Consider the following 16351-nt stretch of genomic DNA (forward strand, 5'->3'; position numbering starts at 1 on the left):
GGAAGGCCATATTTTTTACAAGTTAAGGCCCCCCTTTATTTAAAGTATAGAATTGGATTCATTCATTCATAGCATCTACGAGGAAGGGAAGCTTGGCAGATAGCTGGTTTATCTCCTCAGCAAGAGTACTTATTAGATTATTTTCTAAGTTAAGCATTTGCAGCCTAGATAACTCTCCTAAGAAGGCAGGCAATGAGCTAAGCTGATTATGCTCTAAAATAAGCTCTTGCAAATTAGATAATCTTCCTATCTCGTTGGGAAGAGAAGTAAGCCGATTGTTGCTTACATAAAGCCTTTGGAGTTCACAAAGATGCCCTATCTCACTAGGAAGAGCTGTAAGTTGGTTGTGTTCTAAAATAAGCTCTTGTAGTCGGTGCATCTGCCCTATTTCAGGGGGAAGATGGGTAAGTTGATTATGGCTTAAAGTAAGCACCTTGAGCTTAGATAGTTTTCCTATCTCGGCAGGGATATAAATAAGCTGATTATGATCTAAAGTAAGTTCTTCCAGCTGGAACATTTGATCGATCTCATCAAAAAGAAAAGTAAGTTGATTATACTCTAACGAAAGTTTTTCCAAGTAAATAAGCCATCGCATAGCTGCAGGCAGATTGGTAAGTTGATTATGATCTAAGGTGAGAACTTGTAACTTAAGCAATTTTCCTACTTGTTCAGGAAGAGAGGTAAGTTGATTGTATTCTAAAGTAAGTTTTTCTAAGTGAAATAAATCCTCTATTTCACAAGGAAGAACGGTTAATAGGTTATGATTTAAAGTAAGTTTTTGCAAATTCAATAGTTTTCCTATTTGTTTAGGAAGAGAGGTAAGTTGATTATGATCTATATCAAGCTTTTGCAAATTAGATAAAAGCCCTATTTCGTCAGGGAGTATGGTTAATAAATTGTTGCTTAGGCTAAACTTTCGCAATTTAGAAAGCTGTCCTATCTCAGTAGGAAGAGAACTAAGCTGATTATACTCTAAAAAAAACTCCTGTAATTGAGATAGGCCTCCTATTTCTTGAGGAAGAGAAGTAAGTAAATTGCTGTGTGCATAAAGTTTTTGCAGCTCAGTTAGTTGGCCTATCTGAGTCGGAAGAGAGCTAAGCTGGTTATACACTACAGAAAGTTCTTGCAACTGAGGTAAATCTCCTATTTCTTGAGGAAGAGAAGTAAGCAGATTATTGCTTGCATAAAGAACTTGTAGCTCACTTAGCTGACCTATCTCACCAGGAAGGAAGCTAAGCTGGTTATCGTCTAAAATAAGTTCTTGCAAATTAGATAATCTTTCTATCTCGCTAGGAAGAGAAGTAAGCAGATTATTGCTTACATAGAGTTTTCGTAGTTCAGTTAGCTGGCTTATCTCATCAGGAAGGGAGCTAAGCTGGTTATGGTCTAAAATAAGCTCTTGCAAATTAGATAATCTTTCTACCTCATTAGGAAGAGAAGTAAGCAGATTATTGCTTACAAAGAGTTTTTGCAGCTCAGCTAGCTGGCTTATCTCATCAGGAAGGGAGCTAAGCTGGTTATGGTCTAAAATAAGTTCTTGTAGCTGAGATAAATCTCCTATCTCTTGAGGAAGGAAAGTAAGGAGATTATTATTTAGAAGCAGAGTTTCTAGCTCCCACAATCCCTCTATCCTAGCAGGGAGAAAGCTAAGTTGGTTGTGTCCTAGACTAAATTGTTGCAGCTTGTGCAGCTGATTTATTTCTTCCGGAAGGATGGTAAGCTGATTGTATTCTATATCAAGCACTTTAAGCTGACTCAGGTGGCCTATCTCAGCAGGAAGAGTAGTAAGCTGATTGTAATCTGCAGTAAAACATTCAAGCTGAGATAGCTGACCTATCTCAGCAGGAAGAGAAATGAGTTGGTTATATTCTAGATGAAGGCTCTCTAGCTGGGATAGTTGCCCTATTTCAATAGGAAGAGTGGTTAGTTGGTTATGCTCCAAATGGATGATTTTCAAGAGAGATAATTTCCCTATCTCTGGTGGAAGAATAGTCAGATTGTTTTTGGCTAAGGAAAGTGCTTGTAGGCAGGACAATAACCCTATCTCGGACGGTAAATAAGTCAAACCAATTTTTTTTAGGTCTAGAGCTATGATATCTGTACCATATTTTTCAAGCCATGGCCTAAGTAGAGCTCCTTTTTTTTCTACGGTCAAGTGCATGATTTTTTCATCCTCTAAATATTCTTTTCCCCCTTCTAGAGCTTTCCATAATAAGAGACGGTTAATATTGACGAGGTAAGAATAATAATTAGCTAATGTTAGGTACCTCTTTTCCTCAGTCTTCCATTTAAATTCTAAGGGAGAAAAAGATTTAGCTAATTTAAAAAGATGCCTGAAAATCTCATTTATCTTTTTTATATACGAGAATTGAGCATCTATTTGATAGATTTTATCTATAATGAGTGCTTGCTCATTAACATTTCCTGTAGGAAAATGCATACGAGCTATCTTTTTATAAAGGTTTACCATTGCTTCATTTGACAGAATATGGTGCCATTTCGCGCAAACGCTGAGCAAAGACGGGTGGGCACAACTCTCCAAGATAGGAACTAAAATTTCATTAGGTAATTGCTCAATGGTAATAGAAGGAGTGAAAGGATGCATCTGGTTATCTCCTTAATTTTGGGTCAAAACCCTTGCATGATAAACTCAGCGTAGCGTAAAAACATAAAACTAGCAAGAAAATCTTGGATGCAAAGCTTTAACACTAAAAGCTTGAAGATATAAATATTGCCAGAAAGGATATAAAATTTCCTATCAAGCCAAGGTGTGATGATAAGTTCTTCTCCTGCTTGATCCTGCCCAGCGATTATCAAATAGGCCTTGGCTGAAATGCTTAAAAGGCCCTCCAGGTTACTCTTTTTAATTCTCAATACCACTTAAATAAGCTATTGAGAAATTCACTCATCTACAATTTTTTTAGATAAAATCTTTAGGGCTTAATTATTAAAAGAATAAGGTTCTATGGGCTACTTTATCCTAGCTGCATTTTCTTCTATGCGATAAAGAGAACTAAAGGAAGAAGTCAATTTTAAATTCAGATTTTAAAATATTTTATCAGCATAAGTAAACCATCATTTGGCTTTTTTAATCTCTTCAAGAAGATCGTAAAACATTTTCTCTGTCAATGTACCTGTATTGACATTGCGTGGTGTAGGATGATAACTACAATAAAGCTTAAGGCCATTTTCTAGTCTATAGAAAGCGCCATGCTTAAATTTTATTCCTTTTGTCGATAAATCCTTCTTTTTTAATGCTAATAAAAAGGCATCGAAAGCTAATTTTCCCAGCACGAGGATTACACGCAATTTAAAAAGCATTTCTATTTCTTGCATATAGTAGGGGTGGCAATTCACACATTCTTGGCGAGTAGGCTTATGTTTAGGAGGAAAACATTTGACCGCTGCCGTTAGATAACAATCCTTTAATATTAAGCCGTCATCTAAAGACTCGGATATAGGTTGATTTGCCCACCCCTGTGCATGAAGCGCTTTGACTAAAAAACGTGCAGTTGCGTCGCCGGTAAAAACGCGGCCCGTCCGATTTCCTCCATCTCCCGCCGGGGCAAGCCCCGTGATCAATAACCAGGCTTGCTGATCACCAAAGCCAGGCAAGGGCCTTCTCCAATATTTTTGATGCTGATAGAGAGGCCTAGCAGGCACTGTTTCGCGATGAGCCACAAGGCGCGGACACTTTCGGCAATTGATGACCGTTGCTTGAAAATTTTTCCACATCGATAAATTGTTCGTTTTAGTAGCCATACCCCAACTTCTCCTTCCCCTTATTTATCCTCACTGAAATTATTAAAGAGCTATCAAGCTTCAAAAAGCACTTAACCATATAATTTTTTTATAACGTAGGGACCAAAAACCCTTAAAGCCTAAAAGATTAGGTAACAACCTTTCTTTTAGTTAGACGGCTCTTACATAACATGCATTTTCTGAAATTTTTTATGCTATGTGCCATGCATTTTTGGCAGCATACAGGACTAGCCTAGCTAATAAACCAATTTTATAGTTATAAAGTATTTTTTGGAAGCCCAGCTGGAGGCAGCATATCATGGAAGGAATGCCTCGTGCCTCATTTTCGGCTAAGCTATTTACAGTAAAGCTTCCCATGAGGGTAGATTTTAGATTTAATGATACGATCTTGCCTCAGCCTACTATCGTAAAATATCCTAGCCTTTTGGATTTACCTGCATCAACACTGAAAGGCTATACCCCGTAAACTTTAATTGCCGAAAAGTTTGAATCCATCATTCGTTTAGGATTTGCTAATACCCGCATGAAAGACTTTTATGACATCTGGCTATTGATTCAACAACTCGATTTCGATCGCGACGAACTGCAGGCCATCATTCAGCAAATTATCAAGAACTGTGGCACGATTGTTAAAAGCTCTTCCCTAGCATTTGAGAAAGCCTTTTATAATCATTCGCTAAAGCAAGATCAATGGAAGGCTTTTCTGAAGGGGAGGCAGACCAATTAAACATACAAAAAGAGAATTAGTGAAAGCTATTTTTTATGTCTTAAGGACCGGTTGCTGGTAGTATTATCTACTCGAACGCTTTCTTCCTTGGAAAACGATCTACCCTTATTTAAGAAGTGGAAAGACGCACATTTGATTGAGAAAATTAATCATCATTTAAGGAAAAATGTAAAGGTTTTAAGAGAGAAGAATCCCGATTTCAGCTCTGTCATCGTCGATAGCCAGCCAGTTAAAACAGTAGAAAGGGGGGCTCACAGGTTATGATGGAGCTAAAAAATTAAGGGGATGTAAAAGGCATATTTTAGCCATAAATCGGGTAATTATCTATCTTAAGCTCCCTTAACCTAAGCAGCAATTAGCTTACGGCTTTACCTGTGGCCATTAGTCTGCTTTCTCAATTAAAATTGCTTGGTTTAGGCAACCACCAGTTAATAGCTCTTTCTACAACAAGCGAAATTAGCCCTTTATTTTGCCTCCTGCCGGTGATAAATAAGCAGATAGGCGTTGCGGTCAGGATCTGCGCGCCAGTGTCGGATGTTCGTGCCAATATGGCTGGTATAGCTATCGTTGTGTTCCAACCATTGAACCTGGCCGTCTTTTTCATAGCGGCACCCTGCTACGTAGTGTCCCCAATCCAGATGGCACCCTACCGATTGCAGGGCATACACTGCTTTTTGGCCATCCGCCAGTGTTATGGAGATTTCATTGTCTAGGGTAACTTCATCCGAACGATGGGCTCCAAATCGTTTCAACGCCAGGGGCAAAATATCAGGAGCGTCCAGTAAGATTATTTTGCTGTGAGTATATCCTTCTTGGGTCGGTTTTTCCAATGTTTCACTCGCAAAAAAGTGGTCTATCATGGTTTGGACGGAGCCTTGTCGCATAGGAAGTTGAATCATCGACGCGGTTTCGGAGGCTAACATCGTTGTCGTCTTGGCATTAGGAATCTCTAACACTCTACGGCACACTATTTGCTTAAAACCTATTTGATCCAAAAGCCGGGTGGTAAATTCCTCCATATCCTGATAGGCGGCCCCGAAACCGATTGCATCATAAAGCTTCCGAGCGGAAATGGCACCTTCAGCGGTTAATAAAGACTGCATCACTTCCAGGCATAACGAACGATTCGCCTCCGTATCCGCTAAATAAGCGTTCTCCCTCCACTTCTCATTCTGCATTTTCATCAGAAACTGGTCAGCGCCATTTTGAAGATCGCTAAGGTTTTCGAGAAATTCTTTCTCCGGATCAAAAAGCCGCAAAATATCGCGGATAACATTAATCGCAGCCGCTCGTTTCGTTTCTTCTCCTGACTTAATAATCATTAGTGCCTCGTGTACCCGGCCATACATAGCGGTTAAAAATTCGTGGAGCTGACCCTTAAATTTGCTACTTTTAAAAGCTTTTCTACAATTTTGAAGATTGGCTTGACTTTGTTCGGAAAGTCTCGCATAACTCTCCCCAGTCAGTTTCAAGTGGGCGATAAAATGCGGCGAGGTCAGCGATTGCAGCGCAGTGTTTGCGTAGCACACCAGGTTATAATTTTCCAGGCCTGCATGCGGGTGAAATACAAAGTCCAACAAATCCAGATCTTTGCTCAAGTCAAGGCCCTTTAACACATACATGGCGGTTGTGGGATTCCATTCCAGAGTCATTCCATGCATTTCTAATACAAAACGGCCTTTATCTTTATAAGCACTTTTTGCGGCAAATGCAGTTCTTGGATCAGCCTTGCCATCGTTTCCGAAAAGAGACTCCAATTCAATGGCGATCTGCGCCCCCAGCTTCAACAGCAGGGGCGATTTAACGCTGGGTTCTTTCATGCCCATTTCATATAACAGTCGATCCAATTCTTTAGCATAGGCTTCGGATTTCACCGCATCAAAAGCAATTATTATGCCACCTTTAATCGTACAAACATCCCTATAGGCCGCTTTTAATTTCTCAAACTTCTCCGAATAATCCTTAAAAATGGCACCATCTACCCTATCCGGAGCCTGATGCCCAGAAGATATGCTGCCTCCCATGCCCGTAGCCTCAGCAAACTTGGGCAATACTAGGGAGACAAAATGGGCCTCATCCTTATGGCGGATATACAACGGCGGGGCATCGTAGATGACACCAAAAGGTAAAAAAACACCATCCTTTTCCACAATAATCGGACTTTTAGTCACCCGCACCAGAGCCTCAATTGCTGGTGAAGTTAAATACTTCCCCTGCTCACTGACGATCTGCTCGGCATAGCCTTTGGCCAGCGTGCGAAAATTCCCAGCCGTCTGCCATTTCTGAACTAACTTCTGATAGCTTGAAATTGTTGGAAGATCTTCCAATTGCGCAAAATAGGGCCCCAGCAATTTTTCAAAATCCTTGTCAATGGATGCAGACCGCACACCATCGATCTTCAATTTTTTTGACATAAAGGTCATAAATTGGTCGCTTAAAAACCGATCGATAATGCCTTCAAATTCATCCAAATGGTCGGTAATTTCCTTGGCCATGCGGATGCGTAAGTCTTTAACCTCTTTATCGGTCGCTTTATAGGGCTTATCGGATTTCTGTGAAGATTGTACGTTTTGAACATAGTGGGAATTGAGATAAGAATAAATCAAACAATCGCCCCCGCCAGGGTTATCTAATTCCACCAGGCCACGAGGCATGACGTGATGGTAGTGGAGACGTAGCTCCAAAACAACCTTATCAATCAGGGGTTGTACCCGCTCCGCAGAGTCTTTGGTAATTTCTGAGAGTTGCGGGACAACTAGCGTGCCCCACGGCAACCGACAAAGCGCATCAATTAGCTGGCGACGCAGGCCATCGTCCGGTATCGGCTGACAGAACAGAGAGCGGTCTAAATTGGCTAAAATCTGTTCCATTCCCAAAAAGGCATTTTTCCGCCCGGCCCCGACCAAGCTTAGAGCGTGTTCCCAATCTGCCCCTTCGGAAATCCAAGCACTGAATGCTTTAACAATGGCGTCACTGATTTGCTGTTGACATTTAAAAAATTGTTGGATGTAATCCCTTACCGGATACCCTGAAAGGGTTAGTGTCTCGATATTGTCATTTGTTTTTTTCAGCTCCCTCAGTACGGCAGACTCCTCCCTCTTACCAGCATTGAGCATATTAGTGGCACAGATTATGACGGACTGTAAAATCTGGCGTTCCTTGTCTGGGCGTTGAATACATTTACCCTCATGCCGAAGCTTACCGATCAATTTCGCAAACCAGGCTCGGTCCTTTTCACTTAGCAACGCATACTGGGCGCTGGCTTGGGGATCGCGAAATTTTTCGGCCAGAACCCTCAATTCTTTTTCGAATAACTCGTCCAATTTCAACGTCAATTGTAGAACAGCCTCAACATGTGCTGCTGTGAAGGGTGGTGTAAGCGCCTCTAGCACTTTTAATAACTCCACGAAAGCCCTATTCCACGCTAGGCTTGTGCCACTATTTTTCATTAACATATTCCGGCAGTTTAAGAGCTTAAAATATGCCTCTCCCTTAATTTCCTGTATCATCAGAAGTTGAAAGTTCTCCAGAGATTTCTGGGCTTTAGCTACATCCGACTGGCGATAATAAGCAAAATTTCGCTTAAGAGCCTTCGCTTGCTGGGCGTTTTCGGACGACAGGAAATCACGAAAAGTGGTCAGTCTCTTAAATTCCAAAGAAAGGAATAAATTTTCCATAAAATTAGGATAGGGAATCACAGAGTTTGGAATACGAAAACCTGATGAATAACCGCTAGGTTTGGTTGGAACAGAGTTTTCATTTTGAGTTAAACGTTTTTTATCGAACTGAAAGAGAATTTCTTCGCGATCATCAAGAATTTTTCTAGCGATTTTATGAAATGTTTGGGGATTATAATTTCTTTGAAGAATTGCAACTTTGCTATATGAGTCGGAAACAAAGTCAAAAGGAATTTTCTGCTTATAGAGCGCTACATAGCAGAAATATAAGCTTAAAAACCGAGCATGGATCGGATTTTTGATACCCCAAAAATCAATTTCTAACTGAACGTTGTCTTTGGTTCTTTTTCGGTAATAAAGTGACAAACCGTCGATCTTAAATACTAATTTGTCACGTTCAATCATCAACCGTGGGCCTTTATCAGTAAGATTAAGTGTAATTGTTGTAAAATCATCTGGATCCGGCTCGTACCGATGTCCGCTAAAGTCCAATTCTATAAGCTGTGTATAAGAGGCCTGATCAAAAAGCTGCCATTTTTCTTCAGTATCTAGCCATGTAGCCGGCAGAATTTCATAGCCTTTTTTGATGAAAATGCTGTTTTCCTCAAACCAGTTTTCATTGAGGACAAGCCAAAATTTTCCATCTTTAAAATCAAAACTCAGCCTATACCTACAGTTTTCACCTGAAAAATCGTAGTAGCCGAAACGATTCCAAGGGGTATTGTCTGGCCGGATACAAAAGAAGTTATCAAAATTTAAATGCTTAACATTAATTAATCCATTCCAATGTTGATTAACGCTTGTAAGATTTATAGTATGCTCGTTCCTAACCAGGCCATTTTGAGGTTGAGTTTGACGCTGCGTAAGGCAGCTGGCTAACAGACACTTAATAAAGGGGGTAATTTGCTTGTCCGTTAAGGGAATATCCTGCTGAGGAGCGAAATGGACATAGAGCTCTTTTTCATTTAGAGATTGTTTCCACGATTGAATTGGCCCTCCATATCGGCTTTGCAGGGTTTTATAGACCACTTGGATAGTTCCCTTATCCAATACAAACTCACGATGAGCATTTGCCCGATCTGGCAGAGGTTCTTGAATCCGAACGGGACTTGCGCTTTTGCCCCTCACTGGATACATTGCCTTAAAAATTTCCACTTTCTCTGAAAAATAATTATCACGTTTGGGATAAGTTAATTTTGGCTGATCTTGTACACTCTCAAAGAAAAACTGAGGCCTATATTCACGATTTAGTATAAAACATATATAAGTGATCATATCCGCATATTGAGACAATAACTCTCTCTCCAGGCCCACCGTAAACCGAATCACATGCATGCACTCATTAATGCTGGAAAGCGGAAAGCCAATACTCATCCGCTCAGTAAGCGGAAGATCAAGCCATTCTGCGAGTGGAATAAAGAGCTTCTTAATAATATCGCTGGTAAAACGGCTAATTTCTTCTTCAGATAAATTAAAGCACGGATCAAGAAGAGAAAAAATGCCTCTGGAGTTGAATGCCAAGTAACAGGTATGTAAATCTGTATTACAAGTAAGTGCCAATATTTTTTTACTGATAGGCAAATTGAGTTTCTGATAGCGCTTAAGAACCCTTTGGTAAAGATCTCGGGTATTTCGATTAATTTGCTCAATATAGTACTTTTGAAGATGAGGGGTATAACCGGTGAGGCAGGCAAAAAATTGAAGCGTTAAAGAATCCACAGGTTCTTGCTTTTGGAAGATATGCAATTGATCGTTAAACACCTTCCAAATTTGCTGGTTTGTGTTATAAGCGGCCAAAAAACCTGCGCTCAGCTTATCCATTCCTAATTGCGAAAACTTTGTGAGGCTTTGTACCAATACTAGATTTAGCTGACCTGACTGGATCAAAGGATTTGCTTCGTTCAGTAGCATTCTGACTTCGGAAGCAGAAAGCGAACTTAAAGTAATATCCACCACAAAAGTAGAACGTCGATTTTTCAGAATTGTTTTTAGTGTTTTAATGATTTCCGGAATATCATGGGAGAATAGCCGGGCTTCTACGGCGTTGTTGGGGTGAATATCGATAAAATAAACATCGCAATCTTCTAGCTGGGCATCTGACTGCGAAATGATGACATCAGTAGTTTCTCGAAAACGCTCCATATTAGTGATCAACTCAAAGTAAGATTGATTAAATACCTGAATACGCAAACGAGCCGTCTTGCTATTTGAATACACAGGCACAAGGGCTTGTAAGATGCGCGTAAAGCTGCGCATCGCATAAGGCGTGAAATGAACCACTGTAGGCTTAGAGGGCAAAGCGTCTCGGAAAACCTGAGTAGGGTCTTCTACTAAAGGTTTTGAATCAATATAGAGCATCCAAGCTTCCATCACATCTTGAATGTGTCGAATGAAGAGATGGATCTCATTCCTATGTTTTAGAGCCATTGTCATACTGTCGGTCATTTTCATAATCGCGAAAAGTGTAGCCTTATTTAAATCTTTCTTGGTACGCAATATAGGATTAAGTAAGGCACATAAGAAACGGCAATAGAGCTTAGCCCAGCCTGTGTTATTGCCTATAAGGGCCAACTTATTTAGAGCAGCCTCAAAATTTGAATAAATATTCTCAAAAGCCAAGGAGTCCAGGTTGTTGAGAGTATTCAAATTTAACAACGCTGTCGACGCGATCGGCTGCATCTCTTTAGGAAGACGAAGGAACTTGGTTTTAATTACCGCTTCTAAAAAAGATTCCTGTTTATGTGCAGGAAAAAAGGAAGGATATCCTCGAAGTAACGCCCGTAAAAAACGAACTGCATCTGGAGAATATCCTAGATTGCCTAGCACCGTAAGTAGATTATGCAGACTCTCCCCCCCATGGGGAGAGATAAGAGCCGGTAATCCTTCAAAAGAAGCCGCATAGAAAATACCAACTGCATCTTCCGCTTTTCGCTTGCTGCTCGGAACATTGTCTCTAACATCATTCTGAAAAGCTTTAAAATAATCCTTTGGCTTCAAAAAGTTGGGAGCAGATAATAAGGTAAGCGCTTGATTTATAAAGTCCTTGGAAGTGCTTTTATCTTTTAAGAAATTTTGTAGATTAGTAGGGTTCTTAAATACAGGCGTAGACGGGAAGGAGTCAGGATGATTGATATAGAGAGTAAATAGAAATAGAATCTGATTATCTTGCCAATTTCCGTTTGTGCAGGAGCTTCGAATAGTCTTGCAGAATTGTTGATGTCCTTCCGAAAGCAGCTTACCATAGCGCTTCTTTAAGAAGTTCAGAGCTTCCAATGTACAATATTGGTCTGTCTTTTTTCCGAGTCCCCCTTTGGCAAGGATCACAAGCGCCGCTATTCGGAGTATTTCAGGAAGAGGATCTTGATTAAAGTAAGCCTTCAGGCTCTGATTGTTTTCAATCTCAATTAATCTTTCAGTAATCTCCTTAAGCGTTTTCTCTGCAAACTCCTTAGCTTTTTTTAGCCTAGCCCGCGGCTCATCGGGAAGATCTTTTAAGAAAATATATAAAGGTCGGCGAGGCTCTTTATTACTATCCAGCCATCTTGCCTGAGGCATTTGAAGCATATGAGGCGTTAAGAGAGAAACTTCTACGACTTGATAGAATTGCCTTAAAAAAGCTACAAAATTAGCATGATCAATCCAAAGAATAGAGATAGCTTTTTCAGTGATGCTTAATTGCTGATAAACCAACTCAGAAGCAAGCTGCATCCAAATCGTTTGACTGGAGCGCAAATAGGAATTCCGATCTGTAATATTTAAAGGAGAGGTTTGATATCCCAGACGTACATTTTCTTGTTGGCTAAATGGCGCATTGTAGAAATAGCGGTGAGCTAGATAAAAAAACAACTTTTGGTGGGTTTCTGTAGAAAGCTTGCAAGACTGAATAAGAGAATAAACCTTTCTAAGATCAGTAAACCAAGACTTAAAAAAGGGAGATAAGGGAGCATCAGTGGCAGGACTAGAAACGTAACGTTGAATCCCTGAAAAAAAGATAGGATTGTTTGCAGTTCTTTCAGGCTTACATTCTAGTAATCGGATAACCTGTCCTTCTCTGATTAAATAGAAGCTATTCTGAATCTCAATCTCCAGATTTTTTAAATTATCTACCTTTCTATCCTTATTTTTATGGGCACTTTTAATTGCATTGAGGGCAACTTCCAAGTTCTGTGCTGGCCTACCATAGACTCGGACTTTTTCACCTTTGGTATTTAGGTTACTTAGGTCTTTTTGTTTAATCCATCCCCCTGAAGTCAACTCATTATTAACCATTGGCTACCTCCTTTAAATGATACACCTGAAGCTAGGATATTTGATATTTCTAAGCCAGGCTTTTCCACAAAATTTCCGATCTGCGTTAACAGTAGGCAAGCTTCATTTTTTTATCAAGGATAGTTTTGAAAAAGCGCGCGAATATTAGCAATCTTTAAGGCATCTTCTTTTTTAAGTTGCAGGCTGGTGATAATGACCAAACATCTTATGCCCTTTGCGTATAGCAATTTCATCCATACCCCTGTAAGCATTTAAATAAAGGATATCTCTCAAATTGAATATACTCGGACATAAAAGGGGAGGAACTTTTCTAGCCAATATGCTGGCTGGAATAGCAGCCTACTGTCACAAACCCAAAAAGCCTTCTCTGAAATTTGCTGGCCATGAAACGAGCATCTTGATTGCTATCTAAAAAACCTAAATTTAGATTAATAACAGTGCAGAAAAAACTTTAAGAAATCTAATTATCGTACGTAGATAATGTTTTGATAGCTAGTCTGCCTATGGCAAAAGATGGATAGAAGTACTGCATATCTACCAAAACTCTTTATTGCCCAGCAAATCTATTCTATGGTTTCCTGCAGAGGCTATACATGTAGCTCTCTTATCAAGCAGCCATACCCTCATGTTATCTCTCCCTTTAGATCTCTCGGTCAATTAATCCTACAATAGCTTTAGACATACGGAGATCAAGTTTAAAAGAAGAAAAGCTGTAATACCTAACTAATCCTAATGACTTAATCGACAAGGAATTAAAATAAAGAGCACCTATTTTTTCCTAGCTTTTGATTGATAAAAAAAATGACCTTATAAGCACACTAAGCAAGATTTATAAAATGCTATCCTTCTTGTCAAGTGTGCAGAATACTAAGAGGGACACTTTTAGCCACGACTCCTCAGCCTTAAAAAATGGTAGAGGCTTTGTTAAAAGAGGTCTAGTTAACTTTTTCAACGAAGAAGCTTGCTGAGAGAGTTAAAAAGATGAGTAGCTACCTTATAGGCACGAATATCCACAGGAAAGGCAGAGTCCTAATTAATTCATGGGACAATTTGCCAAGCTTGATGGCAAATATTTTCTCTTTTATCACAGCTGATAGCTCGGCTTATAGCACCCCTTGTACGTCTTTAATTTTTTCTTCTCTTTACCCTGCGAAATATGCCAGTATAGCCTCCTACATGCTTCATCTTTCCATTAATTAATATTTGTACAAATGTTAATGTTGAGAGTAGACATTAAGAGGTAAAATATGAGTATTAGAAGAGATTTCTATCAAGCACAGAGAGAAATAACCAAAATCGCAAATCATATAGCTTTCTGCCATGATCGATATATTTTAACTCGTAATGGTAAAGATGTGGTCGCCATAGTGCCTATCGAGGATCTTAAAATGCTGGAGACACTAGAAGATGAGCGTGATATCGAGGTAGCACGACGTGTAGACGAAGATATTAAAAAGCATGGCACAGTCAAATGGAAAGATGCTAAAAGAGATCTCGGGCTGTGATCTATGAAATTGAATTGAGCCGTATTGCGCTTAAAAGCATGGCTAAAACCCCAAAAAAAGAGCTTAATCACATTCAAAATCGGCCTGAGGCCCTCTCATTGGATCTCCGTCCAGAAGATCTAAAAAAGATTTAAGGCAACGATAATCTATATAAAATTCAGAGCGGAAATCATTGTATTCTCTATAAAATAGTTGATAGCAAGCTTTACGTTTTAATAGTAGATATAGACCATAGAAAAGATATTTATAAAAAATTTTAAATATCAATTAATCTGTCTTAATGTTTTAATGCTTGTAAAATTACTTTTCTGCTAACTAATAGCTAAGGGATATAACTCGCTCCCCTCCATTAGTTTAGCTAAATTTCTGCTACAACTTGCACAACTTGGCGACAAATATTTTTTCCTTGATCAAAGGTTATATAATCAGCAGCTTGGTTCAACGGCACCCATTGCACGGCTTTAATCTCTTCTTCCATTCTCTGCACTTCCCCTTCTACCTGGGCAATATAGTAGCTAACAGTCTTATGAATGAGTACACCTTCGAATTTGAAGTAAAAGCTTTCTTCAAAAGTTTGATCAGATAGAAGCTTGCAAACCTTTAAACCTGTTTCTTCAAACAACTCTCTTTGAGCTGCTTCCCAAGCAGTTTCGCGGGGATCAGGATGACCTTTAGGAAAGCCCCAATGTCCCGCATACGCTTGGACAAGAAGGACATACCAGCCATCTTCAAGTTGAGCTAAGGGAACAATGCCATAGGAATACTCTTTCTTTGTAGCCATTAGGGATGGTAAGCTCCTAGCACGATAGTAGCGTTATGGCCACCGAAGCCAAATGTATTGGAGATAGCAATGTTAATATCCTTTTTTTCCGCTGCGGTCGGAATATGAAATTCTAAATCGGGTTCAGGATCTTCCAAGTTTATACTCGGATGAACCCATCCTGATTCAATCGCTTTTGCTGTAACGACAGCTTCCATCGCTCCTGCAGCACCTAAACAATGTCCAATCATCGACTTAGTCGAATTCATGGTGATTGAGCTAGGTTCTTTGAAAACTTTTTTTAAAGCGCGCACTTCTGCCATATCGCCTGCAGGAGTCGAAGTACCATGAGCATTAATATAATTCACTTCCTCAGCTTTTATGCCTGCATCCAATAAAGCATTGCGTACACATAAAGCTACACCTTCACTATCGGCACGAGGCTCGGTAATATGATAGGCATCACATGACATGCCTCCACCTAAGTACTCCGCTAAGATTGGAGCTCCTCGGGCTAAAGCATGCTCCAAACTTTCAATAATAAAAATTCCTGCACCCTCTCCCATTAAGAAACCATCACGGCCTCGATCCCACGGACGAGAAGCTTTTTCTGGTTCATCATTACGCTGGGACAAGGCTTTGCATGAGCAAAAACCTGATAAACCCATAGGGATAATAGGAGCTTCAGAACCACCGCAGATCATTAAATCTGCCTCACCTTTGCGAATATGGTTAGCTGCTGCAATGATCGCATTATTTCCCGTAGCACAGGCTGTTGAAACAGAATAATTAGGTCCCATAAAACCTATATCCATGGCTAGCATTGCTCCACCCATGTTGGTAAGAATATAAGGCACAAAGAAAGGACTGACCCATCGCTGGCCTTTTTGCATGAGCGTCTGAACGCCTTGACAGTAGACATCCATTCCCCCCATGCCAGAGCCAATAACTACACCACAACGCTCTTTATTAAGCTTTGCTATAGCCTCAGGATTAAGCTGGCTTGCTTCTAAAGCTTTTTTTCCTGCTACCATGGCATAAGCAATATTTTTATCAATGCGGCGTGCTTGCTTTTTATCAATATAATCACCGGAGTCAAAATTTTTAATTGAAGCAGCGATGCGAGTAGGATAATCTTCACAAGGAAAACTTGTAATCAAGGAGGCTCCACTTTTGCCATCCAATAAAGATTTGTAATAATCATCTACCTCGTTACCAAAACAAGAAACGATGCCCATACCGGTGATAACAATACGTTTTTTCTTCATGAAATAACTTAAACCTTCTAATTTTCCTTCACATCAATGTGAAGATCTACAATTTTTGCCTGTTGCCACAGCTGCTCCAGTGCATATTTTTCTCGAAATTCTGGAATAAAAAGATGAATGATGATTTCCCCATAATCCATCACTAACCAATCAGGAGCTTTACTCCCCTCAATATGAAGAAGTTCATCTCCTTCTTGGGTCATCGCTTCTTCAATTGTTTTTGCTATGGATTTAACATGACGATCAATATTCCCTTCAGCGATCACATAGAAATCGGTCATCGTAGAAAGATCGCGAACATCTAAAGCGAGTATGTTAAAACCCTTTTTATCATAAATAGTTTGAGCGATTAAATCTAAGTTTTTTAAAACAGTTTTCGACAT

At 39.8% G+C, this 16351-nt stretch carries 10 protein-coding genes; 3 read left to right on the forward strand and 7 right to left on the reverse strand.

Annotated features, from left to right (window positions below; genetic code table 11):
• Positions 1-58 precede the first annotated feature (58 nt).
• From NEOC95_RS02560 to NEOC95_RS02570, 3 genes are all read right to left on the reverse strand, one after another.
• Positions 59-2605, reverse strand: a complete 2547-nt coding sequence (locus NEOC95_RS02560) for a leucine-rich repeat domain-containing protein (protein WP_213151311.1) — start codon at positions 2603-2605, stop codon at positions 59-61.
• A 23-nt stretch (positions 2606-2628) separates the two neighbouring features.
• Positions 2629-2874 carry a hypothetical protein gene (locus NEOC95_RS02565; protein WP_213151313.1) on the reverse strand — a complete coding sequence of 82 codons (246 nt, stop codon included), beginning with the start codon at positions 2872-2874 and terminating at the stop codon, positions 2629-2631.
• A 201-nt stretch (positions 2875-3075) separates the two neighbouring features.
• Positions 3076-3762 carry a uracil-DNA glycosylase gene (locus NEOC95_RS02570; RefSeq protein ID WP_249270143.1) on the reverse strand — a complete coding sequence of 229 codons (687 nt, stop codon included), beginning with the start codon at positions 3760-3762 and terminating at the stop codon, positions 3076-3078.
• 472 nt (positions 3763-4234) lie between these two features.
• Here NEOC95_RS02570 and NEOC95_RS02575 point away from each other — a divergent pair, with 472 nt between their 5' ends.
• Both NEOC95_RS02575 and NEOC95_RS02580 read left to right on the forward strand, forming a co-directional pair.
• Positions 4235-4489: a nucleotidyl transferase AbiEii/AbiGii toxin family protein gene (locus NEOC95_RS02575; RefSeq protein WP_213151345.1), complete on the forward strand. Its 255-nt coding sequence runs from the start codon at positions 4235-4237 to the stop codon at positions 4487-4489.
• A 51-nt stretch (positions 4490-4540) separates the two neighbouring features.
• Positions 4541-4753 carry a hypothetical protein gene (locus NEOC95_RS02580; protein WP_213151315.1) on the forward strand — a complete coding sequence of 71 codons (213 nt, stop codon included), beginning with the start codon at positions 4541-4543 and terminating at the stop codon, positions 4751-4753.
• A 200-nt stretch (positions 4754-4953) separates the two neighbouring features.
• Here NEOC95_RS02580 and NEOC95_RS02585 read toward each other — a convergent pair whose 3' ends face one another.
• A complete protein-coding gene (locus NEOC95_RS02585; protein ID WP_213151317.1) occupies positions 4954-12435 on the reverse strand; it encodes a ubiquitin carboxyl-terminal hydrolase in 7482 nt (2493 codons plus the stop codon).
• Positions 12436-13682: 1247 nt separating this feature from the next.
• Here NEOC95_RS02585 and NEOC95_RS02590 point away from each other — a divergent pair.
• Positions 13683-13940 carry a type II toxin-antitoxin system Phd/YefM family antitoxin gene (locus NEOC95_RS02590; RefSeq protein WP_213151319.1) on the forward strand — a complete coding sequence of 86 codons (258 nt, stop codon included), beginning with the start codon at positions 13683-13685 and terminating at the stop codon, positions 13938-13940.
• Between the two features lie 358 nt (positions 13941-14298).
• Here NEOC95_RS02590 and NEOC95_RS02595 read toward each other — a convergent pair whose 3' ends face one another.
• Genes NEOC95_RS02595 through rsfS form a run of 3 tightly spaced genes read right to left on the reverse strand, consistent with a single transcriptional unit; the run spans position 14299 to position 16351 of the window.
• Positions 14299-14721 (reverse strand): bis(5'-nucleosyl)-tetraphosphatase, encoded by a 423-nt coding sequence (locus tag NEOC95_RS02595; protein WP_213151320.1) that lies wholly within the window; start codon positions 14719-14721, stop codon positions 14299-14301.
• The gene (fabF, locus tag NEOC95_RS02600) at positions 14721-15968 is read right to left on the reverse strand and encodes a beta-ketoacyl-ACP synthase II (protein WP_213151322.1); all 1248 of its coding nucleotides are present in this window, start codon (positions 15966-15968) and stop codon (positions 14721-14723) included. The genes NEOC95_RS02595 and fabF overlap by 1 nt, the downstream gene beginning before the upstream one ends.
• Positions 15969-15985: 17 nt before the next feature.
• On the reverse strand, positions 15986-16351 hold the full coding sequence (gene rsfS, locus NEOC95_RS02605) for a ribosome silencing factor (RefSeq protein ID WP_213151324.1): 366 nt from the start codon (positions 16349-16351) through the stop codon (positions 15986-15988).

It is taken from the genome of Neochlamydia sp. AcF95, from assembly GCF_018342455.1.
GTDB lineage: Bacteria > Chlamydiota > Chlamydiia > Chlamydiales > Parachlamydiaceae > Neochlamydia.

Excerpts from the sequence above, each read along its gene's own strand:
- NEOC95_RS02560 (WP_213151311.1), bottom strand. The coding sequence starts at position 2,605 with ATGCATCCTTTCACTCCTTCTATTACCATTGAGCAATTACCTAATGAA.
- rsfS (WP_213151324.1), bottom strand. The coding sequence starts at position 16,351 with ATGTCGAAAACTGTTTTAAAAAACTTAGATTTAATCGCTCAAACTATT.
- NEOC95_RS02570 (WP_249270143.1), bottom strand. The coding sequence starts at position 3,762 with ATGGCTACTAAAACGAACAATTTATCGATGTGGAAAAATTTTCAAGCA.
- NEOC95_RS02595 (WP_213151320.1), bottom strand. The coding sequence starts at position 14,721 with ATGGCTACAAAGAAAGAGTATTCCTATGGCATTGTTCCCTTAGCTCAA.
- fabF (WP_213151322.1), bottom strand. The coding sequence starts at position 15,968 with ATGAAGAAAAAACGTATTGTTATCACCGGTATGGGCATCGTTTCTTGT.
- NEOC95_RS02585 (WP_213151317.1), bottom strand. The coding sequence starts at position 12,435 with ATGGTTAATAATGAGTTGACTTCAGGGGGATGGATTAAACAAAAAGAC.
- NEOC95_RS02590 (WP_213151319.1), top strand. The coding sequence starts at position 13,683 with ATGAGTATTAGAAGAGATTTCTATCAAGCACAGAGAGAAATAACCAAA.